This window comes from Chryseobacterium candidae, assembly GCF_004916905.1.
GTDB classification, from domain to species: Bacteria; Bacteroidota; Bacteroidia; order Flavobacteriales; family Weeksellaceae; genus Chryseobacterium; species Chryseobacterium candidae.
This window is the reverse complement of sequence record NZ_SDLV01000015.1, coordinates 115,954-141,105: the sequence shown is the minus strand read 5'-3', so window position 1 is coordinate 141,105 and position 25,152 is coordinate 115,954. Positions and strand designations below refer to the sequence as shown.

Annotated in this window: 22 protein-coding genes and 1 riboswitch; of the genes, 6 read left to right on the top strand and 16 right to left on the bottom strand. The window is 36.6% G+C overall.

Features of this window, described 5'->3' with window-relative positions:
- Positions 1 to 49: 49 nt before the first annotated feature.
- Genes EK417_RS08220 through EK417_RS08205 form a run of 4 tightly spaced genes read right to left on the bottom strand, consistent with a single transcriptional unit; the run spans position 50 to position 5,308 of the window.
- Entirely contained in the window at positions 50 to 814 is a 765-nt protein-coding gene (locus tag EK417_RS08220) for a hypothetical protein (RefSeq protein WP_136521870.1), read from the bottom strand.
- An 8-nt stretch (positions 815 to 822) separates the two neighbouring features.
- Complete coding sequence (locus EK417_RS08215; RefSeq protein WP_136521869.1) at positions 823 to 3,450, bottom strand: M23 family metallopeptidase; 2,628 nt, start codon at positions 3,448 to 3,450, stop codon at positions 823 to 825.
- A gap of 3 nt (positions 3,451 to 3,453) precedes the next feature.
- Complete coding sequence (locus tag EK417_RS21300; RefSeq protein ID WP_181446071.1) at positions 3,454 to 4,284, bottom strand: DUF4280 and LysM peptidoglycan-binding domain-containing protein; 831 nt, start codon at positions 4,282 to 4,284, stop codon at positions 3,454 to 3,456.
- Position 4,285: 1 nt separating this feature from the next.
- Positions 4,286 to 5,308 (bottom strand): LysM peptidoglycan-binding domain-containing protein, encoded by a 1,023-nt coding sequence (locus EK417_RS08205; RefSeq protein WP_136521868.1) that lies wholly within the window; start codon positions 5,306 to 5,308, stop codon positions 4,286 to 4,288.
- Positions 5,309 to 5,757: 449 nt separating this feature from the next.
- On the opposite strand from EK417_RS08205, the gene EK417_RS08200 reads away from it, so the two are divergent.
- Positions 5,758 to 6,405: a hypothetical protein gene (locus EK417_RS08200; RefSeq protein WP_136521867.1), complete on the top strand. Its 648-nt coding sequence runs from the start codon at positions 5,758 to 5,760 to the stop codon at positions 6,403 to 6,405.
- Positions 6,406 to 6,412: 7 nt separating this feature from the next.
- On the opposite strand, the gene EK417_RS08195 is transcribed toward EK417_RS08200, so the two are convergent.
- The 7 genes from EK417_RS08195 to tsaE form a co-directional block, all read right to left on the bottom strand.
- A complete protein-coding gene (locus EK417_RS08195) occupies positions 6,413 to 6,937 on the bottom strand; it encodes a hypothetical protein (RefSeq protein WP_317129499.1) in 525 nt (174 codons plus the stop codon).
- A gap of 303 nt (positions 6,938 to 7,240) precedes the next feature.
- Positions 7,241 to 9,520, bottom strand: coding sequence for a cation:proton antiporter (locus EK417_RS08190; protein ID WP_228457911.1), 2,280 nt, complete (start codon positions 9,518 to 9,520; stop codon positions 7,241 to 7,243).
- 249 nt (positions 9,521 to 9,769) lie between these two features.
- The gene (locus tag EK417_RS08185; protein WP_136521865.1) at positions 9,770 to 10,480 is read right to left on the bottom strand and encodes a LytR/AlgR family response regulator transcription factor; all 711 of its coding nucleotides are present in this window, start codon (positions 10,478 to 10,480) and stop codon (positions 9,770 to 9,772) included.
- Complete coding sequence (locus EK417_RS08180) at positions 10,455 to 11,228, bottom strand: histidine kinase (protein WP_136521864.1); 774 nt, start codon at positions 11,226 to 11,228, stop codon at positions 10,455 to 10,457. The genes EK417_RS08185 and EK417_RS08180 overlap by 26 nt, the downstream gene beginning before the upstream one ends.
- A gap of 19 nt (positions 11,229 to 11,247) precedes the next feature.
- Positions 11,248 to 11,619, bottom strand: coding sequence for a DUF4258 domain-containing protein (locus EK417_RS08175; protein WP_034692291.1), 372 nt, complete (start codon positions 11,617 to 11,619; stop codon positions 11,248 to 11,250).
- A complete protein-coding gene (locus EK417_RS08170; RefSeq protein WP_076595739.1) occupies positions 11,619 to 12,809 on the bottom strand; it encodes an alanine dehydrogenase in 1,191 nt (396 codons plus the stop codon). The genes EK417_RS08175 and EK417_RS08170 overlap by 1 nt, the downstream gene beginning before the upstream one ends.
- A 67-nt stretch (positions 12,810 to 12,876) precedes the next feature.
- Positions 12,877 to 13,284: a tRNA (adenosine(37)-N6)-threonylcarbamoyltransferase complex ATPase subunit type 1 TsaE gene (gene tsaE / locus EK417_RS08165; protein ID WP_110367555.1), complete on the bottom strand. Its 408-nt coding sequence runs from the start codon at positions 13,282 to 13,284 to the stop codon at positions 12,877 to 12,879.
- Positions 13,285 to 13,495: 211 nt separating this feature from the next.
- Between tsaE and dnaG the strand changes: the two genes are divergently transcribed.
- Entirely contained in the window at positions 13,496 to 15,478 is a 1,983-nt protein-coding gene (gene dnaG / locus EK417_RS08160) for a DNA primase (protein ID WP_076595736.1), read from the top strand.
- Between the two features lie 112 nt (positions 15,479 to 15,590).
- Complete coding sequence (clpP, locus tag EK417_RS08155) at positions 15,591 to 16,277, top strand: ATP-dependent Clp endopeptidase proteolytic subunit ClpP (protein WP_027373257.1); 687 nt, start codon at positions 15,591 to 15,593, stop codon at positions 16,275 to 16,277.
- Between the two features lie 239 nt (positions 16,278 to 16,516).
- Here the strand turns inward: clpP and EK417_RS08150 are convergent, their stop codons facing one another.
- Positions 16,517 to 17,623 carry a T9SS type A sorting domain-containing protein gene (locus tag EK417_RS08150; RefSeq protein WP_136521863.1) on the bottom strand — a complete coding sequence of 369 codons (1,107 nt, stop codon included), beginning with the start codon at positions 17,621 to 17,623 and terminating at the stop codon, positions 16,517 to 16,519.
- A gap of 63 nt (positions 17,624 to 17,686) precedes the next feature.
- A riboswitch (cobalamin riboswitch) is annotated at positions 17,687 to 17,878 on the bottom strand.
- 234 nt (positions 17,879 to 18,112) lie between these two features.
- Here EK417_RS08150 and EK417_RS08145 point away from each other — a divergent pair.
- Positions 18,113 to 19,381, top strand: a complete 1,269-nt coding sequence (locus EK417_RS08145) for an esterase-like activity of phytase family protein (protein ID WP_136521862.1) — start codon at positions 18,113 to 18,115, stop codon at positions 19,379 to 19,381.
- Positions 19,382 to 19,742: 361 nt separating this feature from the next.
- On the opposite strand, the gene tpiA is transcribed toward EK417_RS08145, so the two are convergent.
- The 4 genes from tpiA to EK417_RS08120 all read right to left on the bottom strand — a co-directional run bounded on the left by tpiA (position 19,743) and on the right by EK417_RS08120 (position 22,709).
- Entirely contained in the window at positions 19,743 to 20,501 is a 759-nt protein-coding gene (gene tpiA, locus EK417_RS08135) for a triose-phosphate isomerase (RefSeq protein WP_076595731.1), read from the bottom strand.
- Between the two features lie 40 nt (positions 20,502 to 20,541).
- Positions 20,542 to 20,889, bottom strand: coding sequence for a tellurite resistance TerB family protein (locus EK417_RS08130; RefSeq protein ID WP_034692300.1), 348 nt, complete (start codon positions 20,887 to 20,889; stop codon positions 20,542 to 20,544).
- A 133-nt stretch (positions 20,890 to 21,022) separates the two neighbouring features.
- Positions 21,023 to 22,141 (bottom strand): BT_3928 family protein, encoded by a 1,119-nt coding sequence (locus EK417_RS08125; RefSeq protein WP_136521860.1) that lies wholly within the window; start codon positions 22,139 to 22,141, stop codon positions 21,023 to 21,025.
- A gap of 1 nt (position 22,142) precedes the next feature.
- Positions 22,143 to 22,709, bottom strand: a complete 567-nt coding sequence (locus tag EK417_RS08120; protein ID WP_110367562.1) for a DUF1599 domain-containing protein — start codon at positions 22,707 to 22,709, stop codon at positions 22,143 to 22,145.
- 240 nt (positions 22,710 to 22,949) lie between these two features.
- On the opposite strand from EK417_RS08120, the gene folP reads away from it, so the two are divergent.
- Together folP and ilvE are read left to right on the top strand one after the other, a co-directional pair.
- Entirely contained in the window at positions 22,950 to 23,816 is an 867-nt protein-coding gene (folP, locus tag EK417_RS08115; protein ID WP_168801955.1) for a dihydropteroate synthase, read from the top strand.
- 370 nt (positions 23,817 to 24,186) lie between these two features.
- Positions 24,187 to 25,059, top strand: a complete 873-nt coding sequence (ilvE, locus tag EK417_RS08110) for a branched-chain-amino-acid transaminase (protein ID WP_136521859.1) — start codon at positions 24,187 to 24,189, stop codon at positions 25,057 to 25,059.
- The last annotated feature ends 93 nt before the right edge of the window (positions 25,060 to 25,152 follow it).

The following is a 25,152-nucleotide window of genomic DNA, read 5'->3' as shown; positions in this document are numbered from 1 at the left end:
AGTGAGCATTCATAGAAAATCTATCAGATATTCTATACTTATGAATGGCTTATTTTATTAAGTCAATTATTTTATTATTAATCATTTTATTATAATCTCCTTCAAAAAGTCCATTTTTATACTTTTTGTAATATTCTATTTTTGATATTGAAAATTCAAAGTAGGATTTCTCTTCCTTCTCATAATATTTTCCATCTAAATAATTAGGATAATTTTGGTAATCATTATCATTTTTAATAATGTACTTACTTGGTATTTGAACAAGAATATTATCTCCTGTTTCATAGATTTTTAATATATCAGAATAATTAATATTAGATTCTTCATAATCTGGTTTCCAATACAATACCCTTTGTCCCAACGGGTATAAAACTTTATTTTTATACAGATATAATTTCCACCCAAAATGGTTTTCACCATTTATAGGAAAGAAGATGATATAGTTTTTAGAGGTATTTGAAAAATATACAATAGGAGAAGAGGTTTCCAGATCTTCATTATTGATTTTCCTAATTATAGCCTTCTCTATGTCATTAAAAACAAAAGTTATAAGTTCATATCTGTTTTGATCACTTCCTTCAATAAGGGTATTTGAGACAGTGAAGTTTTTACAGTTTAATGTATAATTTGTTGATTCTGTACTTTCTTCGTAACAATTGATTTTAGTTAATTGAAGTAGGTTTTTAGTGTTATCTGACTTGCTTGAAACTTCAGATGTTGATGTTTCTTTTTTACTGTTTTTTTCTTCTTCTTTTTTCTGTCCTTGACAGGATAATAGAAAGAACGAAATTAAAATTGTTATTATCTTTTTCATATTATTAATTAATCCCAAAATTTTTGTGCTATTTCTTTTTGATAATCTTTTTCTTTTTGTGACATTGTATTTTCATCTTTGTAATAAACGAAAATACCTGGATGACATCGATTACTTAACCCACCACCGGTAACAGAACTTCTAATTTCAAAATGTAAGTGTGGGTCTTTAGTTTGTCCGTAACCACTTGTGCCATTCTTGCCAATAATTGTCCCACAGCTAACTTCTTGCTTAGTTTTTAATGATTTTTCTACCTCTTGTAAATGAGCATAAAATAAATAAAAATCACCATTAAAGCTAAAACCTGATCCACTTTGTATTTCTCCCATATTTGAATATTGTAAATTGAAATCTCTTTTTCTTTTCAAAAATTCTTTAGGGTCTTTTACTTTCAAACAAATTACATTTCCATATCCTGATTGTATACTTATAAATTCCACATATGCATCTACGCATGCATAAGCATTTGACCCTGGTAGAGCAAGAAGGTCTATTCCTTGATGGTTGTGATTACTTCTTTCTTTTCTGACTGTTCCAAAAACATTATATCTAGGTCTGTAGTTCCCATTTTGAGTGTACAAGCATAACATTGGATTGTCAACTGGATCATGCCATTTAGTGTTTTTAGGAGAAGAATTCTGAGGATTTGTTACAGCACTTTCACAGTTGAATGTTTTTGGTTTATTGCCTAAACCTCGGCTAAAACTAATATTATATCTACCTAATATTTCTCTTCTTTGAATTTTTTTATCATCGTTATTCTCTTCATCTACACTTTTATTTGCTTTATAATTTTTATTACTTGTTTTTTCTTTTTCATTTTGCGGATTATCATATTTTTGATATAAAATAAAATCGTCATTTTTGCCTACTCCTATAGGGGCAAAAACTGATAAATAAATATCTTCAGGAGATTTAATACTGTTTTTGTGCGGTTCAAAATATTTTTTTACCTTATCAAGTTGTTTTATTTCTCCCATTTGAGCATATTCTAATTTTAGTTTGTTTAGTTCATCAAAGCGTTCTTCAACAGATAATTTTGGATTACTTTTATATTCTTTAAGATTATTTTGTAAGGCATCTTGGGTGAATTGGATTAAGCCTATTGCTCTTGATGACTTTCTGTTTCCCTCTTTCCAGAAGTCTTTTATTGTCATTTTATTTGGATCTTTTGTTGAGTTCCATCCTTCTAATTGTTGTGCTTTAAAACTTCCACTTGTTTCAACATTCATTACAGCCATTAATCCATTTGCCATTTCTAGCTTTCTATTTTCACCCCATAATTCTGCACATATTTGTACAACTTTCTTTCTAAATTCACAGTTTACTTTTTCACCCCATACTAAATCTTTATACTGTTCCTGACATATACAACTTCCTGACTTATCTGGTTTCTGTGTATTCTGCACCCCCGCCGCACTTTTCACCTTCTCCACCTTCATCAGTCCTTCCGAATTTACCCCAAATTTCTGAGATTCTGCAGAAAGATCCTTGGAGATAATTTCGATGAAATAATTTTGTGTATCGGAATCCGGATCGCCGATAGGAGAGTCTATTCCTTTTCCGAAAATGTCTTTGGTAATGACAAATCCTGAAGTATCACATATATCGGCAGGAATTTTAATATTTCCGCTTCTGTAAACTTCATCATTGGAAGTGGTATCATATTCCCAGACTACATATTGGATGTGTTTTCCCACCATATTTTTGGAGTGGATTCTTACCCTTACTTTATCACCTACAGCGACTTTGGAAAGTTCTTTTCCTGTATCATCAATGAAAACCGCTTCTATAATATTGCCTTTAGGATCCGGCTGTTTGGGACCACCTCCTTGTCCGGCCGGGAATTTTGGCGTGTGTTTTTCAGGTTGTGGCTTGGGTTTTGGCTGGTTTTGAGGCTGCCCTTTATGATCAGGGTTAGCCACATCTACATTCACCTGGCTGGCACCCTGAATTTTTCCGGAGTAGGTGGCCGTAACATAATATTCATGATTCGCGCCTTCATTTCTGTCACCTTTCATCAGAAACTGATTGGCCATCTGACGAAGGATTTTTTCATCAGACATCAGAGGTATTGATACTTCTGCAATGCCTTTTTCATTGACGCGAGCCTTATAGCTGCGGGTGTGACGGTTGTTTTTGTTAATACCGGCATCGTGCCCTTTTCCAGGCGCGTCATCTTCCCAAAGGTGAAACTCAATCTCTTTATTAAACATCGCAATACAATGAGCCTGCGCAATAAGAGTATCACGGTAGCTGGCTTTATTAACGTCTTTTGCTCCTCTGTTGAAGAGTACTACTTTATCAATCTTCGGAACCTTATTGCTGGTAGGAATTAATATACAGCTGCCAGCCAGTTCTCTGGTAGAGGGAAGTCCGGGTAAAAGACCTTTTTTAGTTTCATAGACTTTCATTTGAAACTCTATTCCCAGTGCTATTTCCCCAAACTTGTACGTTACCTTTTCACCGGTCTTGGGCTTTCCTGTGATATCTTTCCAGCTTCCGTTCTTTTGTTTCTTAAAGAGATACCATTCATAATCACCTTTAAGACCAAATGACAGTCCTGAAGGTTTTATTTCGTAGGTATACGTTGTTCCTACCAGAGGATTCTGATTCCCGATAATAGTTCCTGTCATGGCTTAGCTGTAATAAAGTTCGTCTGTATCTTTTGTACCTTCCTTGAATTCATCAAAATCCACAACGGGATTATAAACCTGCTGTTCCTGCGTATTTGCTTTGGCAACCTGGCTTTTACCGATTTCGCTTTGCTGTCCGTGCTTGAGGATGGTAATTTTCCCGCCCGTGCTGCACATCAGTTCTGAGATTTCCGTAAGACAGCTTTTTCCCATCACTTTTACTTTTTCATACGTCTTCTGCCACTTTCCTGCAGGAGCATAAGCACACGGAAGATATCCTCCCGAACTTGGCTTGAGTTTGCATTGTCCAAACGGCTGTGCCGCAGGATCGAGCTGAAGATCATCCTCTGTTACGGCCAGATAATCAGCGTTTCCTTCTTCATCATTCCAGTAGTGTTTCTGGTGGCTGGTCACTTTAAATTTTGGAAATTTGAACCCCTGATTGCATTGCACGGTTCCTTTCTGCACAATGAAATATTTTCCTTCATGAGGACTGGAACCACTGTCTTCTTTATCACTTTGTTGTTCCGTTTTTCCGGATGACTGCTCTTCATTTTGTGGAGTTTCTTCCGTTGAATCTCCTTCATCAGAACCTGCATTTTCTGTAGATTCCTCCTGAGAAGATGCAGCTATATTTTGAGGTTCTGTTTCCTCAGTCATGAGCTGTGGATCTTCCGGAATCAAAATCGTTTTTCCCGGAACAGGTTCCTCCATGATGTCTTCCGGCGGGCAGTGGAGATTATGGTAAGTTTTTAAAATACCTTCATTTTTCAGCTTAAGCTGCCGGGCCAGTGAACTGAAAGTATCGCCTTTTTGTATGACATAATTTTTCATATTATCCTTGTGTTATAATGATGTGATGTTGGTGTATCAATACCTCTTCATGGCTGAGTAAAACCGAGGCTTTAGCCTGAAGAAGATTCTTGTTTTTAGTGTGAGTGGTGTATTCTAATACAATATTTCCTGAAGCTGGTATTGCTGCTGATTCTTTGAGTCTGATCCCGCGCATGATCTCCTGTGAAGTGCATTTTTCGGTGATTTTTCCGTTTAAAATAGTCAAAACAGAGTCTTCTTCTTCATTTTTCTGTTCAGTATTGATTTCACAGGCTACCGGAAATGAGTTCTGTATAAAATAAAAATGTTCTGTCCACTTTATCTTTCTCCGGAACCAGTCTGTTTGGGGAAACAGGGCCTGAAACAGAAGCGTACTCTGAAATTGTCGTAATAAAAACGCTTCATTGCTGATACTCCTTTCAAAAGAATCCATATAATTTTGAGCGATTTCGCCTATATAAAACGCTTCAAGCTCTTTACGCTGCCTGGTAAAAGTGTCAGTGATTTTTTTATGATCTGTCAATCCTTTTATCCTGCCTTGTTCATCTAGGATAAATTCAAGCGGCATAATACTTTTCATGCAGGCTATAGAAAGGCCGCTTACCTTATCATCCGGTTCATTTCCTCCGGATTTAAAGTCTCTCTGACTGTAGCTAAGGATATACAGACCTGTGTTTTTGTCTTTTCGGAGATTTACATCAATGGTATAATCGATGTTAACCGAAGATTCGAAAGACGTTTCAAAAGTCTCATTAATACTATAAGTTTGGGCCCAAAAGGAATCAGAGAACTGGCCGGGAAGACTGTTATTCCTTTCATTTTCCTTCTGTGATTCTGTTTTAAAATGAGTAGGGACAAAAATATTTTTAACGTCATTAAGGTTTTCAAACCAGACTTTATCCATTTTCGGGCAATGGGAATTATGAAACAGCTTAAGCTCCTCACTGGTCATACCCAGCCGGGAAGCAATGGAGGTAAGCGTGTCTCCGTTTCGTACCTGATATTGTAAGAAATCAATTTCCATCCAAAGTGAATTATCAGATAAAGCTATTAAAAAACTCTATTTTAAATTAATTTTTGGAATTAAATTTTAAAAATTGTCGTAGAATTACGACATGAGATTGATGTCGTACAGAAAACAACCCCGTCAAAAATTCTTTGAATTTTCGCATGCCTCCGGAGGATGGGAATTTTTACGTCTTCAGTTGTGATGCTGGTCAGTATTGGAGTTTTTGTTGATGCTTTTCGTGTTGGTTTAATGTGGCTTGATTCTACGGAATGACAAACTGTATGGGTAAAACTATCACTCCAATTATGTCATTCCGTAGGAATCTAAGCAGCTATATTTTAAAACTTATGTACTTTTAAAAACAGTTTAAAGCAAGCCAAAAAAACTCTTGTGACTTTTGTGGTTTCATGATATACAATACAACCAAAAGTTATTATTAATTTTAAAGCTATAAAAAAGAAAATATGAAGAATAGATTCTTGCATGGATTTTTCATAATATGGATCAGTTTGAGTTCTGCATATGCTCAGAAGTCCGGAGGTCAAGTGCCTGTTTTTTTCACCACTAAAGCACAGGATACTGTAAAGATTGGTGAAACATTGACCGAGAAAGATACTACGGGCAGCAAGAGTTTAAAAAACAGGATAAAACCTATCCAGGCTAATTTTAAAAGTATCAATTCCGTGACAAAATGGACTTCTGTCAAAAAGAAAGATATTGAAGGAGAATCTGCAGAAGGAGGGGAGGCCACATTTTATTATACAGATAAAGGGCTGGAAAAAGTTATAGCCAGACATTATGGAGAAATGGGACAAATGCTGATAGAATATTATCTTATGAACGGACAGCTTTCTTTTGTTTTCGAGAAAGAGTATAGGTATAACCGACCGCTTTTCTATGACACTAAAGCAATGAAAGAAAATAATGACATGGAAGCATTTGACTTGAAAAAATCAAAAGTAATAATGACCCGGAATTATTTTGAAAATGGAAATATCATTATGATCACCAATACTACAGGACGTGGATTTAATATCAGTGCTGATTATCCGTATGAACAGGAGAAAAACTTAACAGAGAGTTTCAAAAAGCTTCTGAAGCTTGCAAATTAGAGTAGCGTTATGGTTTATCAGCTTTGATAATATTCAGCCTTTCTTCCAGTTCAGTGATTCTTTTAAGCCAATAGTTAATTCCTTCCTGATTGGTCACCGTTTCTTTGAAAGCATTACGGTTGACGGCCCTTAGGTGTGAGCTGTTTTTTTGATAGTCCAGTTCGCGTTCTTTTTTATTTTCAGGCTCTATCCGGTATCTCCAGAATACCAGGGATTTCATATATTCTGAACGAACTTTTTCAAGGTAATCAATAATAGCCTTCCGGTCCTGGGGAATATATCCCGGTCCCGAGCATCCACAGGAATGAAAAGTGATTCCAACCGTATACAAATCCCGGATGTGAGCCCATTGCTTGTCATCATTTTTGGGCGGGGATTTAAAGTCAAGTCCCATATTAGCCATCAGATTCCCACATTCCGGACACTTGGCTTCCACAGAGGTCTGAACATCCCGGTCCACATCTTTCAGGTGGCGGCGTTTGAATGTTTTCTGGCAGTTGAAACAGGCATAATGTCCTTTGTAAACCATCATGGCATATCGGCACATAGTATTATCTTATTCTTTGGTTATAAGTTATTTTGTATTTGTTTTTTCCTCTTCATTAAAGTTGATTCCCATCAGGCTGCTTGCACTTTCAGGATCGTAGACCGACCTTACATTTCCCCAAGGGAATGTGAATGTACAGCTTGGGTAAGGTGTTTTCTTTTTTTAATGGGTGGCATTTAATCAGCATGACCCAAAAAATTGAAGCTATAAATATACCCGTTTTTTCTTTACAGACCACGAATAATATTTACAGCTTCAATAGAAATAGAAATATCGGTGTGTGTTATGTTATGGATTTGATATTATTAATGTGGATGGAATATCAGACAGCCATAGGCTCTTTGTATCGATCAGATTTTTCCAGCTTTTGCTGCTGATGAGCATCAGGTCCTGAGAATTCAGGAATTCTTTCTCAATTTTTTTCTCATTGTACAGGGTGATATGATTAGGAGCAACCTGTTCAATACTTCTGATCAGTTCTTTCACTTCAATATTATTTCGGATCTGTCCTGCCGCATCCAGAATGATAACCTGAGAATTATTGTTATTAATAAGCCTTTTCGCATATTCAAGAAGGTAAAAATCACTCAGATTGAAGATCGGAACAAACACTTTGTCTGCGGCCTTAAAATCTTTTTCCACCAGAACACCTACAGGAATATGGGTTTTATCGAGAATCTGAAGGGTAAAATCGTCAAAAGGAGAATTGTTGAAGATATTTCCTTTGCCTTTTACCGTATTCAGAAGCTTTTCAGGATTAATAATTTTGGTTGTAAAGCCTAATAATCTTCCTAATAAACTTCCTTCATACATTGATTTTCCAAGCATGATCAGCAGGAGATCATAATGGCCTTTATTGGTAATATTGGCAAGGTCACTTTCAATATCGGTAGATGCTTTAAAGAATGTTGTAACCTCCAGATTAAGGTCATGAGAGGTTTCAATCACGTTCTGGAACTGGGATTCTTCATACTCATTGATGTCATAGGCATGCATTTCATCTACCGGAGCAATATTCATGGCAGTGATGCTCTTATTGCCATTCATTTTATGGGTAAAGTTGTGTGCAAGTTTCAACAAAGTACTTCCGGATTCCGGTTTATCAAAAGAGAGAAGAACGCGGTACTTAGAATCGTTACTCTGCATAGATTCGTCCGGATCTTTTTTAGTTTTAAAAATAAAATTGATGAAGTCCAGTGCAGGCCCTGTCATGAAGGTTGTAAAAAGTGCCATAATTACAAGCATTGCAAATATTTCAGGGCTTAAAACACCAAGGTCGTATCCGATATTCAGGACAATAAGTTCCATAAGACCTCTTGTATTCATCAGAGCTCCTATCGTTAAGCTTTCTTTCCAGTTTATACCTACAAATCTGGCGGTGAGGGCACTTCCTGCAAACTTTCCGAGAACTGCGGTCATAATAATAAATCCGGCCGTCATCCACAGATGGCTGTCGTTAAGCAGGCCGATCTGGGTACGAAGTCCTGTAAATACAAAGAATAATGGAAGCAGAAGTACTAAAGCCACATCTTCAACCTTATCAATAAAAAGGGTGCGGAACTTTGTATTTTCCGGCATAATAGCTCCGGCCATAAAAGCTCCAAATAAGGCGTGGATACCAATTACCTCAGTGGCGTATGCAGACAGGATCAGTGTCAGGAAAAAGATAGCAACCATGGGTTTGCTGATCGTATTTTTTCCTGCCTGAAGGTCTCCGATTCTTTTCAGGAATGGTCTGACAATTTTAATCATTAAAAATACATAGGTGATTGCCATGATAATCACATAGATTGAACTTGTGAAAGAGCCTGCTTTTACAATAGCAATTACGGCCGCAAGAATACACCATGCTGTAATATCATCGGCAGCAGCACAGGTAATCACAATCGTTCCGAGTTTGGTTTTCTGAAGGTTTCTCTCCTGTACGATTCTCGCCAGTACCGGAAATGCTGTAATACTCATCGAGATCGCTATGAATAAGGCAAAAGAGGTAAACTGGATGCCATCTGGTGCAAATTCCTGATACACAAAATAAGAAAGCCCAATTCCCAAAGCAAAAGGAATAATAATACTCGCATGGCTGATGACCACGGCATCATGAGCTTTTTTTCTTAATACACTCAGATCCAGCTCCATTCCTACGATATACATAAAAAGAATAAGACCTATCTGACTCAGAAACTGCAGATTCCCCAATGATTCTTTTGGGAAAAGAAATGCTGAAAATTCTGGAAAATACATTCCGACAAGAGATGGCCCAAGCACAATACCTGCAATCATTTCTCCGATTACGGTGGGTTGTTTTATTTTCATACAAATCCATCCGAAAAGCCTTGCCGTTATAATAATGGTGACGATTTGGGCCAATAATAAAGCAAGCGGATGGTGAAGATTGGTTTTAAATGATTCCAGAAAATTTTCCCACGTTGAGCCGCTGCTGGTTTTAGCAAAGATATTTTCTTTTACTTCCAATGTCTGTCCTTCGATGATGAAATAATACATCAGTGCAGAAAAAACGGCTATGGTTGTAATATAGAAAATTAGATTTTTGTATTTTCCCAAATTCATGATTCCAATATTTTATGCAAAGTTGATAAGAATATAGTTATGGTAAATACTCTTTTTTTTTAAATGTAATGAATGCTCTGAAAAATGTAATAAAAATCTAATGGAAAGCTGGTTTGATGTTTTGAGCTAAAGCCTGGCTTTCATCATATCAATGGGTTTTGAACAAAAGCAAACGGATTCTGTATTGAAAAGAGAGTTGCAGTACAGGCTGGAAGTTATGTGGTGAAACCGGAAATATTTGAAATAGTCCTATTTTCCGAACAGCTCCATCAGGGAATTTTTATAGGCATCTCCAATCTGAAGTTTTAGAAAAGTATGGTCTTCGGTAGGAATGGTCGTAATAATTTCGGTGGTGGAAAATACTTTAACGGAAGAGCGTGCAATGATCTCTTTTTTGTTGACCTGTGCAAAATCTTTTGCAGGAAGCATTTCAAGAAGATTTTTAAAATTCAGGTTTTTTAAAACGATGGTAGTTCCGTCTATAAGCATAATATCTTTATCCCGGCTGTCGATTTCAGAGGTTTTGATATAAGAAATCTGCTCGGTAAATATGACGGTTTTCCCGATATTGGTATTCCACTCGATAAAAGTTTTTTTAGGAGCATTTTCCACCAGTTCCTTAGCTTTCACAAATGCCTGAACCAGCCGTTCTTTTTTGATGGGTTTTCGTACATAATCCACCACATTCAGATCAAAAGCTTCGGCTGCATATTCTTTATAAGCTGTTGTAAAGATAATTTTTTTTGAACCTGAAATAATCTCAGCTATCTGAAGGCCTGTCATTCCGGGCATTTCAATATCCAGAATACACAAGTTGCAGTCGAGGTTGTCTATTTCGTTCAGGAAAACTTTAGGATCATTGAATGCTTTTACCACTTCTACATTGTCAATCTGTTCGCATAGAAGCTTTAAATAACTGATGGCCAGTAATTCATCATCCAGAATAACGCATTTTATCATAGAACTCTCCTAAATTTATTTTTAATTCCGCCGTAAAGATTCCGTTTTTTGAGCTTCTTTCCAGCTGATAATAAGTACTGTAGATCATTTTGAGCCTCTGATCAAAAGACTGGCTTCCAAAACCGCTTTTTTCTTTTTCCAGAATGTTTTTCAGGGAAGCTTTATTACTGACTTTCATGGTGAAAATTCCACCTTCAAGTTCCATATAAATAGAAATAAAAGAATCCTGGACCAGGAAATCTGTATGTTTGAAGGCATTTTCAATAAGATCCACAGAGATCAGCGGAGCAAATACCTTTTCTTCGTATAAAGCATCAGATTTATTGATCCTGGATTTGATCCTGAAATCAAAAAGGGGATTGATCTTGATTTTATTAATCTCAATAAGGCTTAAAGCAAAATTAAGCTCTTCTTTCGGACTTACATACTTATTGTTGCTTTCGTATAAAATATAGTCCAGCACATTCGCCAGCTTATCCAGTGACATATAGGTCTGATAGGCATGAGACTGCACCGAATTGAGAATATTCTTAAACAAATGCGGATTCAGCTTTGTCCCGATATGTTCCAGACGAACTTCATTCAGACGCTGTTCAATAAGCTTATTGGTTTCTGTTAGTTTGGTATTTCTCTGTTTCAGCTTCTGATTCTGGCTGAAAAGATAAATGCTTATTGTCAGGAAAAGAAAAATGGCAAAAACTCCGATGAATATCAGATAGTCATGAATCATGTAGTAATTGCCGTCCATAGCTTGTCGTTATTGGAAACTATTTCAGCTTTTTAAGACCGTTAACCGTCACTGTTTCTTCACATTTTTCAAAAGTGATCTCGTAAGAAGGATTTTTTTCAGGATAAGTGATAAGATAATCAGGACAAGGTTTTTTCTGAGCATGGCTGCGGTCAAAGTCTACTTTTCCGTTCGTAATAATACTGTCTTTTATAAATTTCTCATCAATCTTGTAGGTCGTCATTGCATTTTTAGCCTCTTCAGAATATTTGAATTCTTTGGAAAGACTTTCAGCAATAACGCGGCTGTTCGGTAAATAACCGCTGCAGCTTGCCCCTTTTTTGTTTAAAATAAAAAATACGATCAAAAGCCCCGGAACGAAGCCTATTGCATAAAATTTCAGTTTCTTCATTAGAAAATTAAAAGATTGATATCGTGGTACGTAAGTCCGAAACGGTCGCAGATGATCTTCTTGGTATGTCTTCCTTTGTACATATATAAGCTCTGCTTCATTTCATTTTTGCGGATCAGCATGTTTTCAAAGCCGCCCTCCTCGTCATAATTTAAAATATAGGAAAGGAAGAAATTCGAGATGGCCTTGGTGGTGGTTCTCGGCATTCTTGAAGTAAGGTTCGGAAGTCCGCAGTGGATAACACCATGCTTGATGATATAAGGATCTTCCATGGTGGTAAGCTCTGAAGTTTCAATCACTTTACCGTTGTCTATGGTGATGTCAATGATTACACTGCCTTTTTTCATTTTCATGACCATATCTTCGGTAACGATAGGGGTCATGTTCAATCTTGGAAGGGCTCCAATCACCACGTCGGCACGTCTTAAGCTTTTGCTGAGTTCTTTGGGATCAATAATGGAAGTAGGTACACGGCTGTCAACGATAGTATGGAGTCTTCTCAGTTTTGATAAAGAGTTATCGAAAACTTTTACGCTGGCTCCAAGACCTATTGCTGCTTTTGTAGCAAATTCCCCTACAATTCCGGCTCCAAGAATCACAACTTCTGCAGGTCTTACTCCTGTAATTCCGCCCAGCATTAAACCATTGGATAAGGCTAATAATTCGGAAGCGTATAAAATTGAAACGGTACCTGCAATTTCCCCGACCAGTCTTACCAAAGCTAGCTGCTTGTATTCATCCACGATAAATTCAAAGGCGATGGCATTTATTTTTTTCTCTGCAAGCTTTAAGAAATATTCCTTGTCTCTGAGATTGATCTGAAGTGCCGAAACCAGATAAGTATTAGGTTTCATGTACTCAATTTCATCTTCTGTAGGAGGATTTATCTTCAGGATAAGATCCTGTCCGAAAGCTTCCTTAGGATCATTAGTGATCTTCGCTCCTGATTCCGAATATTGTAAATCTGTAAAGAATGAACCTTCTCCGGCCCCCGCCTCAATAATGATCTCATGGCCGTGTTCTACCAACACCTGTACGGCGTCAGGAGTAATGCAGGTTCTCCTTTCGTTGAGACAGGTTTCTTTAGGAATTCCAATACTGAACTGTTTTCCCTTCTTTATAACCTCCAATTTTTCCTCTTTCGGCATTAATTCTTCTTCTGTGAAAGGAGTAAAAATATTTGTACTCATCCTTAAATTAAATTATGTCTTACAGATTGTTTTTTACACTCAATTAAGAAGCAAAGATACATAATATTTACTCGAATGAAATTTCTCTTTTTTCATCCGTATTCACAATGCTCATTGTGTGGTAGTTAAGACCATAAAGCTCCTCTTCATAGACTTCCGGCCACTCGATGATGCATAAAAAAGAGTTGTCCAGGTATTCTTCAATTCCGATATCATAGACTTCTTCAATATTTTTCAGGCGGTAAAGATCAAAATGATATACTTTTCCCTTTTCAGTATTGTATTCATTCACAATAGAATAAGTAGGAGAGTTTACTTCGTCTTTGCTGCCCATGTTTTTAAGCAGAAATTGCGTGAAGGTCGTCTTCCCGGCTCCAAGATTTCCCTTTAATAAAAAGATATTATGTTTTAATTGAGGAATGATGGTGTCAACAACTTCCTGCCAGTCTTCGATTGTATTGATAGTGAACTGCATATACTAATTTGTTTTGCAAAAATAGTGATTTATGAGTTTTTAATGAGTGGAAGAAGTCAGAAATTATAAATTGCAGGCTGGAAGCTGGAAGTTAGAGGCTGGAGGTTGTAAAGAACAACTTTTACACGCCCACTCTTAAACCCTCAAACCCTCCGACTCTCAAACTTTGAAACTCTTCCAACTTATCCATAAAAATACTTAATTTTACAGCATGATTTCCAAACAGACCATTGATAAAATATTCTCCACAATCCGCGTTGAAGAGATTGTAGGCGAATATGTGCAGCTGAAAAGAGCAGGGTCTAACTATAAAGGACTCAGTCCTTTTCATGATGAAAAAACACCCAGTTTTGTAGTTTCTGCCAGCAAACAGATCTGGAAGGATTTCTCTACAGGAAAAGGTGGTACAGCCATCTCTTTCCTTATGGAAATTGAGAACTTTACTTATCCTGAGGCACTTCGCCACGCTGCAAAAAAATATGGAATTGAAATTGAAGAAGACCAGCGTGAAATTTCTGAAGAAGCAAAAAATGCACAGACTGAAAAAGATCTGCTGTATAAAATCCATGAAGTAGCGAATACTTATTTTCAGGAGATTCTTTGGGATGATCAGGAAGGCAGAAGCATAGGTCTTTCTTATTTCAAAGAGAGAGAACTCCGGGATGATATTATTAAAAAGTTCCAGCTGGGATATTCTCCCGAGAAGAAGAATGCTTTTACAGCTTATGCACTGGAAAAAGGATATAATAAAGAAATTCTTGAGAAATCCGGACTTTCTATATTTCCGGAAAATACACCTGCTGGTGTTGACCGTTTCAGAGAAAGGGTCATTTTCCCTATTCACAGTTTTTCAGGAAGGGTTTTAGGTTTTGGGGCAAGAATCCTGAAGAACAATGTCAAAACAGCAAAATATCTCAATTCACCGGAAACAGAGATCTACCATAAATCCAATGTTCTTTATGGATTAAACCAGAGTAAACAAGCGATTTCAAGAAAGAATGCCTGTCTTTTGGTGGAAGGATATATGGATGTTATTTCACTTCATATGTCCGGGATCGAAAACGTAGTGGCAAGTTCCGGAACGTCTTTGACAACAGAACAAATCAAACTTATTAAGAGACTTACGGAAAATGTAACGATTCTTTTTGACGGTGATAATGCAGGTATCAAAGCCAGTTTCCGAAGTATTGATATGTTACTGACTGAGGGAATGAACATCCGTGTTCTGCTTTTCCCTGACGGAGATGACCCGGATTCCTTTGCCAGAAAACATCCGCAGGAGTATGTTGAAAAATACATCGAAAATGAAGCGATGGATTTCATCGACTTTAAGGCGGAAATTCTTCTGAGGGATATCGGAAATGATCCTATTAAAAAGGCTGAAGCGATCAGAGATATTGTAAAATCTGTTTCTTTTGTACAGAATGCCCTGAAAAGAGAGGTTTACCTTAAAGAGGTTTCCAACAAATTCGGACTTTCGGAGCAAAGCTTGTTTAATGAGCTGGATGTTCAGAAGCAGATTACGCAAAATCAGACCCATCATGTTCAGCAGCAGAAGGAAAAAGCAGCTCCAAAGATGGAGATTGTTCCTTTGGATAAGGAAAAAGAAGATCCTTTTCTGTATGATGTACTGTTTATGGAAAACAAACTGGTAGATCATATGCTGATGTTCGGAGATATTATTCTGAAAAGAAAAAACGAACAGAATGAAGAATATGAGATAACTGTTATTGAAGAAATCCTTCATCATTTCGAAGAGGAGCAGTATACATTTTTAGTCAGAGAAAATGAAATTATTATCAATCAGGTGAGGGAAGGGATTCAAAAAGATGAACTCAGAAGTGGAAACTTTTTTGTATCTTTTATGGATGAAGAAATCACCACAAAGGTTGTAGATGCTCTGATCCCGCTGGATGAGCTTGAAAACTGGGCTTCCAGAAATATTTACCCTCCCAATTATGGTGATAAATTGGCAGATCAGATTCAGGGAGATGTTCTGTTACATAAATACAGATATATTGATTATCTGATCAGGGAAACAGCCAAAGAACTTGATCAGTACAGCAGTACAGATGAAGTAAAGTATTATGAGCTGATCAAAAAAATCACTTTACTGAAGCAGGCTTCCATACGGTTGAGCAATATCATCGAATATTCGCCTATCAAAGGGATTTATGTAGATAGAAAAAGATAATTTGAAGTCAGATTTTTTTGATGTTCTGTGACAAAAAGTCCTATAAAATTTTAGGAATAAATATTGTAATTTAAACTTCGAGAATATTTTAAAAATAATACATAATAGAAATATGGACATTAAAAAGGAATTCAGAGATTTCTCTGTAAAACATTTAGGAAACAACGGTTTGGTTACCGATCAGTATATGGGAATGTATGGCCCAACGAATCTTACTCCGTACATCATGGAAGAGAGAAGATTAAACGTTGCCCAGATGGACGTTTTCTCCCGTTTGATGATGGACAGAATTATCTTCCTGGGAACAGGTATTGATGATCAGGTTGCAAACATCGTTACGGCTCAGCTTTTATTCTTAGAAAGTGCTGATCCTTCAAAAGATATTCAGATCTATATCAACTCTCCTGGTGGTAGTGTTTATGCAGGTTTAGGTATTTATGACACTATGCAGATCATCAAGCCGGATGTAGCGACTATCTGTACAGGTATGGCTGCTTCCATGGGAGCTGTATTACTGGTTGCCGGAGAAAAAGGAAAGCGTTCTGCGCTTAAACATTCCAGAGTAATGATTCACCAGCCTTCAGGAGGTGCACAAGGGGTAGCTTCTGATATGGAGATCAACTTGAGAGAGATGTTGAAACTGAAGCAGGAGCTTTATGAAATCATTGGCCATCACTCAGGACAAACGTATGAGTGGGTAGAAAAATCATCTGACAGAGATTACTGGATGACTTCTGAAGAAGCTAAAGGCTACGGAATGGTAGATGAGGTTTTACAAAGATCTACTGAGAAAAAATAATTGATTGTAATATCATAAGAAAACCGCACCCATCTGGTGCGGTTTTTTTGTTGAATCAATTATGGATTTTGAACTGTATTCTTGATTATTCAGAAGGAATCTGTAATCCAGGCCAAACTCCAACTGAAGATGTAAAAATTCCCATCCTTTGGAAAGGTCGCGAAAATTCAAAGAATTTTTGACGGGGTGATTTTCCACATATCCTCATTAAAAAAGCGCCTTTTTAAAGGTACTTTTCTTTATTTCTTAACCATCTTATGTATCGTGGAACTATCATTGGTTTTAATCTCAACAAAATAAACACCTGAAGGTAAAGACTGGATAGCAATCTTTAATTCTTGAGAAGTTATTACCTTTTGTCCTGTAGCTGAATAAATATTCACTTCTTTCAGTTTCTCAGCCGTTTCAATCTGAATGAAATCACTTGCCGGATTTGGATAAACACTGAATTTTTTCTTTGTAACAGAAGAAATTCCTAAAGTCAGCTGTGCTTCTGTGGGGGTAAATGGTCTTCTTTGCCCGAAGCTTAATCCAAACCAATCATTATTACCCAGTTGAATCTGAGAAAGATTGGCTTTCGCTTGCCAGCTTGATAGGTCTTTTCCTTTATACAATTTCCAGCTGTCTGATCCGGAAGTATTTCCGGTAAAGGAATTTAATGATAGGGTAGTAATCTGATTATTCGCTGATGCAAAATTAAAATAGGAAGCTTGAGCCTGGATCAATTGTAACGCCTGTTCAGCAGTGATGCTTCCGTTATATTTAATTCCAAAAACAAAAGAATTGGCATTCCCGTTAGCATTATCAGTTCCGAAATCAATAACTATTAGGCTTTTATTACTTCCGCTTCCAACCCAGTTTGTAACCTGAGACGGAGTAAACCATGCAGAACTGTAGGCTGGAACGGGAGGAGAGGGAGGAATATCATAATGATCAAGGCCGTATGTAACCCCATACCATTTTCCGTCCACCAAAGGAGTATAACCTACCCCATTGTTCCAAGTCATGTTTGATGAGCTGGATCCAGACCATGTTATCCAGCTGTCATCAGTAGTGGATGTGTGATGATTATAATTCAGAATAGAAAGATATCCTGTAGGAATGTCAACCTGCATTTTGGATTCTGCTGCCACAATTGCATTGATAAGATCTTCCATCAAAAGGCCATCGCCATCAAAACGGTATCCCCATGCATAAGAATTGGGTGTGCTGTTGTCATTAAAGTCCGCAATGAAATATGCTTTTTTAGATCCGGTTCCTACCCAAAATTTAATATCGTTTTCTGTGAATTGGGCCGATAATACCTGCATGCAAAGCAGTAAGAAAAAAAGATAAATTTTCCTCATGATATAATTAATTTAAAGTTTTATTCCCGAAACTTATCTTCAGAGTAGAAACGGTTCGTTCTCTGAAGTCAGTATTCTAAGGCAGGTCTCCTGGCTCACATCTTACAGCTTCCTTCCCGGATTTTAAGATCCAGTGGATTTTTTTGCGGTAAGTTTAAACAGTTTACAGTTGCGGGTACAGCTCAAGATTTGAATATCATTCTCACTTGATTCCCTATTAATGAACATTGTTCAGCCTTAAAACGCTGCAAATATATCATATAAATCTGTGAGTCCGTTTTGTGAATTATTATTTTTCAGATATTCTTAAAAAGTCGATTTTTATATTGATTGTTTACTCAACCGGATTATTGAATTTTTATTTATAAATCTGTTATTTTTCTGTTCACTTTCAAACTATTTTATCTGTTCTATTGTTAAAAAACAATTATCATTATATTCAAGATCAGTTTACAATCAATTTATACTTTCGCAGCCATAAAAGTAAATATGAAAAAATTGCTATTGTCTGCCGTAGTGCTGGCAGTATTGGCTTCATGTAAAAATGATGACGATACCACAATGATTAATCAGGATATTAATTATTCCAAACTGCCTCAGGAATTTCCATTTACAAAACTTGCTGCCATCAATGGAGTAGATGTGATAAACGGAGGATTTGGCTCCGGTGCAGCCGCTCACCCTACAAGAAAAGGTGAATTCTACGTCATTACGGATAGAGGTCCTAATACCGATTTCCAGAATGGTAAAAAGTTTCTTGCTCCTAATTTTACCCCAACCATTATGCATTTTAAAATCAATGCTGACGGAAATATAGAGGTAATTAAATATATTAAACTTAAAAATCCATACGGACAAACAATTACCGGACTTCCAAACCCTGTCGGAATGGGAAGTACTGGGGAAATTGCTTATGATGCTTCCGGCAATATTTTAGGGACAGATAAATATGGATTGGACAGTGAAAGTATTGTTGCTGCTGCTGATGGTACATTCTGGGTTTCCGATGAATATGGACCGCACATTGTGCATTACAGTGCTGATGGAATGGAGATGGAGAGAATAAGCCCGATTGGGGTAGATACAGGACCAAGAAAATTACCTGCTGTTTTAGCCAAAAGAAGAGCCAACAGAGGAATGGAAGGACTTTGCATCACTCCGGATGGAAGAACGCTGGTAGGAACAATACAGTCAATGATGCTTGTCCCCAGCAAAGCATTGGCAACCAATACCACTTTAACGAGAATTGTCACTTTTGATATTATTACAGGGCAAACCAGACAGTTTTTATATAGACAGGACGGAGGTGCTTCTGATTCGGTGTGTGATATTACCGCATTAAGTAACAATGAATTCCTGGTGATTGAAAGAGACGGAAATTTCGGTTCTCAGGGAGGTATAAAAAAAGTATACAGAATAAACTTAAGCAATGCCAGTGATGTAAACGGAGCTGATATAAATGCTGTAGACGGAATGAAAATTAACGGTAAATCTTTAGAGCAATGCTCATGGGATGAAATTAGCAATGCCGGAATAAAGCCTGTTACCAAAACATTAGCCGTAGATCTGGTAGCAAAACTGGGCTACGAACACGATAAATTCGAGGGAATTGTTTATTTGGGAAATAATAAACTGGCTGTTTTCAATGATGATGACTTTGGAGTAGTAGATGATGGAAACGGAAATCCAAAAGCCAAAATTTTACCTAAGACAGGTAAAGTAGACAAAGGAACGATGTATGTAGTCGATATTCAATAATTGGATTTTTTTTAACGAAAAGCGGCGGGATCGAAGATCCCGCAGCTTTTTATTGTGAGCTAACCTTTCTCTTTTTAAAGAAAAATCTATATACTAAAAAAGTTTGTACCAGAACGTTTCCAATGAATACGAGTACCGCCTGATAAGTTGGAATAATGGCATAAAAGGGCAATGATTTATTAAATAAAACTGCCGGAGATATCGCCAGAACCTTGATCAGTGCCAATAGATAACTCAAAAAGTCAGGTTTTATGCCAATTAAAAACTGATCATAAACAAATACATAAAGAAAATCAAATAAAAGAAGTCCGAAGAATATCAAAATGAAATTTTTCATGTTTGTCCTAAAAGATTCTTTATTTTAATTAAAAGCTTCAATGATCTTAGAAAAATCTTCCAATTTCAAAGCTGCTCCTCCGATAAGACCACCGTCGATATCCGGCTGAGAGAATATTTCTTTAGCATTGTCCGGCTTTACAGATCCTCCGTAAAGGATAGAAATCTCGTCAGCAACTTCCTGTCCGTATTTTGCAGCAATAATATTTCTGATGTGAGCATGGATTTCCTGAGCCTGCTCCGGACTTGCCGTTTCTCCCGTTCCGATAGCCCAAACCGGCTCATAAGCAATCACAACTTTTTTGATCTCTTCAGCAGAAAGCGTAAAAAGAGCTACTTCAGTCTGATTTTTTACGACTTCAAGGTGTTGTCCTGCTTTTCTCTGCTCAAGAGTTTCTCCGTTACAGTAAACAGGAATAAGACCTTTATCAAGCGCTAATTTGATTTTTCTGTTACAGTGAGAATCTGTTTCTCCGTGGTATTGTCTTCTTTCAGAGTGCCCGATTAATGAACCTGTTGCATCAATAGATTCCAGCATATCAGCAGAAATTTCACCAGTATAAGCTCCGCTTTCATGCTCGCTCATATCCTGAGAAAACACCCCGATTTCATCTTTTTCAAAAACATCTTTTGCCATCATCAGATACAATGCAGGTGGAGCAATCCAAACCTCACAGTTGGTAGCATTGTTGTTTTTATAGCTTAGTAACTGAATCATTAATTGTTGTGCATCAATTACATTTTTGTTCATTTTCCAGTTTCCTGCAACTATTTTTCTTCTCATAAGATTTAAATATAGATTTATTTTATTTTTTCGTAGTTGTTTATAATCCCCAAAGGTTTTTCAACAGAACGTAAAACGTATGTTCCTCTTCGGTTACTTTATTATCGGCTTTGATCAGCGACTTTGCAAACTGAACAAATTTTACACGTTCATCCTCGGTGGAATCTTCATGGAAACATCTTGCATGGAATTCAAAATGATCTTTCCATTCTTCAGGCTGTAAAAGTGCCAGCGTTTCAAGCTCGTTGTCAAGATTCATTCTGAACGGGAATTCATCTGCCATGTATTGCTGTACCAGCATTCCTTCCTCAGGAGCAAATTCTCCGTCTACAGATGAAAGGATCATTAATAAGTGATAGCCGGCGATTGATTTATTTGATTTTTGCATGGGTTGTTGTATGTTTAAGTTTAGTGTTTAAATTTGATAATTGATAATTGATAATTGATAATTGATAATTGATAATTGATAATTGATCTACGATTGGCTCTCGTCAAAAAGATCATTTATAATTCATCACTCATCATTTATAATTAGTAATGTAGTCTTTTGCAGGTTGTTTATCCACAATTTTTCCATTTTCAAGGATAAGTACAAATGGGTTGCTTCTTGCTATTGTTTTGATAGCAGTTCCGTCCATCATTAGATTTTTGATGGTTTTAAAAGTATTCGGTTCGGTGGAAACGCCGTAGATAAGTGCTCCTTTCTGAGTATTTACTTTTGCTTCCACTTTCTGAAGAAGATCTGCAGGAACATCTTTTGGATGATAAGAGAAAACCAGAATGGCTTTAGGAGCGTTAATGATTTCCTGGGTAACTTCCATTCCTGTAGGATCTTCAATCTTGAATTTTACAATCTCAGATTTATAACCTTCTTTGATCAGGACAGATTCATTCTTTCCATCCTCAATTTTCCAGGGAGATCCTTCTGCCCAGTATTCTGTTTTTTTAATATAATCATCCTGATTTACTTTTACAACAGCTCCTGTCTTCTGATTTTTCAGCGTGTAGAAAGATTTATATTCTGAAGGATTTTTATCAATTTTTATTTTTTCACCTTTAATATCAGTACCGATTTTATAATCACGGAAATCAATGATCGGTTCATGCATAATTCCCTGTGTCATAACGTAAATCATCCCCAGAGAAAATATGGTTAAAAGAATATATTTAAATGTGTTGGAAGGCTCTTTTTGAGTGATTCCATACTCATCCTTTTTACGGAAATCTTTTCTGTAAAGGATGAATAAAATAATCAATCCTACCAGCAATACAACGTCTTTTAAGAAGCTCTGCCAGGGAGTGAATTTGATAGCATCTCCAAAACATCCACAATCTGTTACCACATTGAAATAGGCAGAATAGAATGTAAGGAATCCAAAGAAAATACAAAGTGCGATTAATATGGACAAGGTAAATTTAAGCTTTAATTTAAGCAGCAGCATAAATCCTAAGAAAAGCTCCAGTACCACCACAATAATGGAAAACAGCAGGGCAAACTTTTCTAAAAATGGCATGTTGAAAACCGGAGGCGCAAAATATTCTTCCATCTTGAAAGAAAAACCTACCAGATCCACGGCTTTCACAAAGCCTGAAAGGATAAAAATAACAGCAATAATAAAGCGTAATAAACCTTTGAGCATATTAAATAGTTTTGGGTTCGAATTGATTTTCTTTTTCTGAAAACTTGATCAGACAGAAGACCGAATAATTCAGCATATCGAAATAGTTGGCATCAAGCCCTTCTGAAACGATTGTTTTTCCCTGATTGTCTTCAATCTGCTTAGTTCTCAATACTTTCTGATAAATAAGATCCGTAATGGAAGAAATTCTCATATCCCTCCATGCTTCACCATAATCATGGTTTTTTCTTTCCATCAAAGCTTTTGCTTCATTGGCATATTGGTCATACAGACCTAAAATTTCTTCTTTATTTTCATTGAAATCATTGGAAAGACCTTTCTCCAGCTGAATAAGCCCAATGATAGAATAGTTCACAATAGCGATAAATTCATCTTCCTCACTCTCATCCACCATTTTTTTATCAGTCATCTGCAGCGTACGGATTCTGTTGACTTTGATATAAATCTGATCTGTAATGGAACTAGGCCTCAAAACCCTCCATGCCGCACCATAATCCTGTAATTTTTTACCGAAAAGATCACGACACTGACTGATAACTTTCTCGAACTGTACTGATGTTTTTAGCATAAATTTTCTTAATCTTCCAAATATACGAATTCGGTTTTAGATTTTTGAATTTGAAAAGCTGAGTTTGTGAGTAAGAGGGTTGGAGAGTAAGAGGGCTTATTTAACATCCAGCCTCCAACTTCTAGCTTCCAACCTGTAAATTCTAATTTCTTCTCATTAAAAACTCATAAATCACTAATTTTGCAGTACAGAAATCGTTCATCAATTATCAACTATCATTTACCCATCATCATCCAACTCATGCTCTCCAACCCTCTAACTTTACAACCCTCAGACCCTAAAACCTATTCAATCAATTGCAATGGCCGGTTAGTACAGCTCGACATTCCAAAAATCATGGGAATCCTTAATCTGACACCGGATTCATTCTCTGATGGTGGAAAATTCAATAATGAAAAATCTGCGTTGCATCATGCCGAAAAGCTGTTGAAAGAAGGAGCTGAAATACTGGATATCGGACCTCAGTCTACACGTCCAAATGCCGAATTCTTAAACGCTGCCGAAGAAATAAGCCGAATAGGAAATCTTATTTCTCTGATCAAAAAAGAATTTCCGGAAGCTCTGATTTCGCTTGATAGTTTTTATGCAGAAACAGTAAGATTCGGATTTAATGAAGGAATAGATCTCATCAACGATATTTCTGGCGGTCAGTATGATGCAGAAATGTTTGATATAGCTGCTGAAACGAAGCTTCCTTACATCCTGATGCATGTAAATCCTTCCTACGAAACCATGCACGATAAAATTAAATTCGAAGACATTACGCTGGAAGTGAACCAATATTTTTCCAAAAAAACAAAAGAACTTTTAGAAAAAGGAGTGAATGACATCATTCTTGATCCCGGTTTTGGTTTCGGAAAAACAGTAGAAGACCAGATGAAAATGATCCAGGAAGTGAAATATCTCGGACTTGGAAAATTCCCTGTCTTAATAGGTATTTCCAGAAAGTCATTTATCTATAAACCTTTGGGAAAATCACCTCTTGATATCAATGAGGAAACACAAAAACTTCATATAAAAGTATTGGAACAGGGAGCAAAAATTATAAGAGTTCATGATGTAGCTTCAGCAAAGGCAACACTGACTCTTTTTTTACGAAAAAAATAAAAAGTTTAAAAAAAATTTGTGAGTAATTAAAAAGTTTATACATTTGCAATATGAATTTTACGAATCAGAAAAATATTGTTGTCATTTCTATTATCGCTGTTGTCATTAGCAACAGTAAGGAAACGGCATTTTAAATAGATTTTAATTTAAATTATATATAAAACCGTTTCAAATTATGAAACGGTTTTTTTTATTTTAATTTTTTATAGTACAAAAATATGTATCAGTTATTATCAGTAATTATTATCGTCATTATTATTCCCTTGCGTCTGTGAGAAGGAAAATGTATGACTGTACATATATTGAGCCCTCTCACAACGTGAGAGGGCTTTTTTATTTCCAATTATTAATTTTTTTAAACCTCTATAACATGTATTACAACGACGACACGACAATCTATTTTGACGGAAAATTTATGAAAGCAAAAGACGCCGGAACAGATCTTTATGGACAATCACTTCACTATGGTTACTCTGTTTTTGAAGGAATCAAATCCTACAGCACAGATCAGGGAACCCAAATTTTCAAAGCAAAAGAACACTACGAAAGACTGAAAAGATCAGCAGAACTCATGCATATTCCCTTTGATTATTCTGCAGACCAGCTTACAGAATTGACTTATGAACTTCTGGATCGAAATGGGTTTACAGATGCTTATATCCGTCCATTGGTTACGTGTTCTCCCAATATGTCACTTTCAAAAGGACAAAAATCCTACCTGTCTCTTCTTGCCTGGGAATGGAACAACGGCTATCTGGCAGATAAAATGAAAATTATGACTTCTCCTTTTCAACGTCCTAATCCTAAAGCCTTTAAGGTGGAGGCCAAAGTAGGAGGGCATTATGTAAATTCCATATTAGCCTGTCAGGATGCCAAAGACAAAGGCTATGATGAAGCACTGGTTCTGGATGAAAACGGAAATGTTGCCGAGAGTTCAGGCGCTAATGTTTTCTACGAAAAAGATGGAGTTTTATATACTCCGGCCAAAGGAAGTATCCTCCCGGGAATTACAAGACAAACCGTGATGGAGATTTGTAATGAGCTTGATATTCCAGTAAAAGAAACCTTTTTTAAGCCGGAAGAAATGAGAGGTGCAGATGCAGGCTTTTTTTGTGGTACTGCAGCAGAAATTGTTGCCCTGGATTCGCTTGATGATGTTCCGTTTGCCAAAAATTGGGAAAATACGGCAAGCAGGAGAGTACAGCAGGCATATTTAAAATTGGTAAGAGTTCTGTCATTGTAGATTTTTAGGATTTAAATATTTGATTATTAATTGGTTGTGTGTATTTTGTGAATGATTGAATATTGTATTTTTTAGAAAAACGGAAAATGAAAA

Bases quoted from the DNA above. Each gene is read 5' to 3' on its own strand.
- EK417_RS08220 (WP_136521870.1), bottom strand. From the start codon at position 814: ATGAAAAAGATAATAACAATTTTAATTTCGTTCTTTCTATTATCCTGT.
- EK417_RS08215 (WP_136521869.1), bottom strand. From the start codon at position 3,450: ATGACAGGAACTATTATCGGGAATCAGAATCCTCTGGTAGGAACAACG.
- EK417_RS21300 (WP_181446071.1), bottom strand. From the start codon at position 4,284: ATGAAAAATTATGTCATACAAAAAGGCGATACTTTCAGTTCACTGGCC.
- EK417_RS08205 (WP_136521868.1), bottom strand. From the start codon at position 5,308: ATGGAAATTGATTTCTTACAATATCAGGTACGAAACGGAGACACGCTT.
- EK417_RS08200 (WP_136521867.1), top strand. From the start codon at position 5,758: ATGAAGAATAGATTCTTGCATGGATTTTTCATAATATGGATCAGTTTG.
- EK417_RS08195 (WP_317129499.1), bottom strand. From the start codon at position 6,937: ATGATGGTTTACAAAGGACATTATGCCTGTTTCAACTGCCAGAAAACA.
- EK417_RS08190 (WP_228457911.1), bottom strand. From the start codon at position 9,520: ATGAATTTGGGAAAATACAAAAATCTAATTTTCTATATTACAACCATA.
- EK417_RS08185 (WP_136521865.1), bottom strand. From the start codon at position 10,480: ATGATAAAATGCGTTATTCTGGATGATGAATTACTGGCCATCAGTTAT.
- EK417_RS08180 (WP_136521864.1), bottom strand. From the start codon at position 11,228: ATGGACGGCAATTACTACATGATTCATGACTATCTGATATTCATCGGA.
- EK417_RS08175 (WP_034692291.1), bottom strand. From the start codon at position 11,619: ATGAAGAAACTGAAATTTTATGCAATAGGCTTCGTTCCGGGGCTTTTG.
- EK417_RS08170 (WP_076595739.1), bottom strand. From the start codon at position 12,809: ATGAGTACAAATATTTTTACTCCTTTCACAGAAGAAGAATTAATGCCG.
- tsaE (WP_110367555.1), bottom strand. From the start codon at position 13,284: ATGCAGTTCACTATCAATACAATCGAAGACTGGCAGGAAGTTGTTGAC.
- dnaG (WP_076595736.1), top strand. From the start codon at position 13,496: ATGATTTCCAAACAGACCATTGATAAAATATTCTCCACAATCCGCGTT.
- clpP (WP_027373257.1), top strand. From the start codon at position 15,591: ATGGACATTAAAAAGGAATTCAGAGATTTCTCTGTAAAACATTTAGGA.
- EK417_RS08150 (WP_136521863.1), bottom strand. From the start codon at position 17,623: ATGAGGAAAATTTATCTTTTTTTCTTACTGCTTTGCATGCAGGTATTA.
- EK417_RS08145 (WP_136521862.1), top strand. From the start codon at position 18,113: ATGAAAAAATTGCTATTGTCTGCCGTAGTGCTGGCAGTATTGGCTTCA.
- tpiA (WP_076595731.1), bottom strand. From the start codon at position 20,501: ATGAGAAGAAAAATAGTTGCAGGAAACTGGAAAATGAACAAAAATGTA.
- EK417_RS08130 (WP_034692300.1), bottom strand. From the start codon at position 20,889: ATGCAAAAATCAAATAAATCAATCGCCGGCTATCACTTATTAATGATC.
- EK417_RS08125 (WP_136521860.1), bottom strand. From the start codon at position 22,141: ATGCTCAAAGGTTTATTACGCTTTATTATTGCTGTTATTTTTATCCTT.
- EK417_RS08120 (WP_110367562.1), bottom strand. From the start codon at position 22,709: ATGCTAAAAACATCAGTACAGTTCGAGAAAGTTATCAGTCAGTGTCGT.
- folP (WP_168801955.1), top strand. From the start codon at position 22,950: ATGCTCTCCAACCCTCTAACTTTACAACCCTCAGACCCTAAAACCTAT.
- ilvE (WP_136521859.1), top strand. From the start codon at position 24,187: ATGTATTACAACGACGACACGACAATCTATTTTGACGGAAAATTTATG.